The following is a 1,093-nucleotide window of genomic DNA, read 5'->3' on the forward strand; positions in this document are numbered from 1 at the left end:
AAGACATCGACCTGACGCAGCTTGGCGACGATCTCTTCAGCCGTATGCTTCTTCCGTCCCATGAAAATATCCTCCACATGGCTTGAAGCCATACCTCAGGGAGGACCACTTTTCAGGAGGCAGGCCACTCGACCACTGCTGCGACGCCTGGAACAAGATCGTCGCCCAGCCCTGGCGCATCATGTCCATCGGAATGCGCCGATGGACCCATGGGTTCTGATCAACGAGGGTTGGTATAAGTTCGCGATAGCCCGCATCTCGGGTGCACCCTCACGCAGCACGTAGCCACGGCCCCAGATCGTCTCGATGTAGTTCTTGCCGCCTGATGCGTTGGCGAGCTTCCTGAGCAGCTTGCAGATGAACACGTCGATGATCTTCAACTCGGGCTCGTCTATGCCGCCTTAGAGATGGTTGAGGAACATCTCCTTGGTGATCGTCGTGCCCTTCCGCAGGGCAAGGAGTTCCAGCATCTGGTACTCCTTGCCGGTAAGCGGGACCCGCGTTCCAGCAATCTCGACGACCTTCTGATCGAGATTGATGACCATGCCTTCGATATCGATCACCGACTCGGCGTGCCCTTGCGAGCGGCGGACAATCGCGTGGATGCGGGCGACGAGTTCGTCCCTGTGAAACGGCTTGGTCAGGTAGCCGTCGGCACCGAAGCCGAGCCCCTTCACCTTGTCCTCAATCGTGCTCAAGCCCGAGAGGATCAGGATGGGAGTCTGGATTTTCGCGACGCGAAGGCTGCGCAGCACATCGTAGCCGGACATGTCGGGAAGCGTCAGGTCGAGCAGGATGATGTCGTAGTCGTAGAGCTTGCCGAGACCGATCCCTTCCTCACCGAGGTCGGTGGTGTAGGCCACGAACCGCTCGGATTTGAGCATCAGCTCAACGCTTTGCGCGACAGCCGCATCGTCCTCGACTAGAAGAATACGCATTGCCAACCCCAGAAAATCTAAAAATCTCCTAGAGGCTGTTATGAACTGAAAGGGTGTGGTTTGCGTTTTTGGGCATGAGCGCAGGTCGTGCCGGCTATCCCTCTGACGTGTCCGATGAGGAATGGGCGCTGGTTGCGCCGTATCTGGCGTTGTTG

Annotated in this window: 2 pseudogenes; one reads left to right on the forward strand and one right to left on the reverse strand. The window is 57.8% G+C overall.

Going from position 1 to position 1,093, the window contains the following annotated elements:
- Window positions 1-179 precede the first annotated feature (179 nt).
- Window positions 180-938: pseudogene (locus tag FV234_RS25820) on the reverse strand (response regulator transcription factor).
- 74 nt (window positions 939-1,012) lie between these two features.
- Here FV234_RS25820 and FV234_RS25825 point away from each other — a divergent pair.
- A pseudogene (locus tag FV234_RS25825) lies at window positions 1,013-1,093 on the forward strand (IS5/IS1182 family transposase); the annotation flags it as partial.

The organism is Methylobacterium sp. WL8 (assembly GCF_008040045.1).
GTDB lineage: Bacteria > Pseudomonadota > Alphaproteobacteria > Rhizobiales > Beijerinckiaceae > Methylobacterium > Methylobacterium cerastii.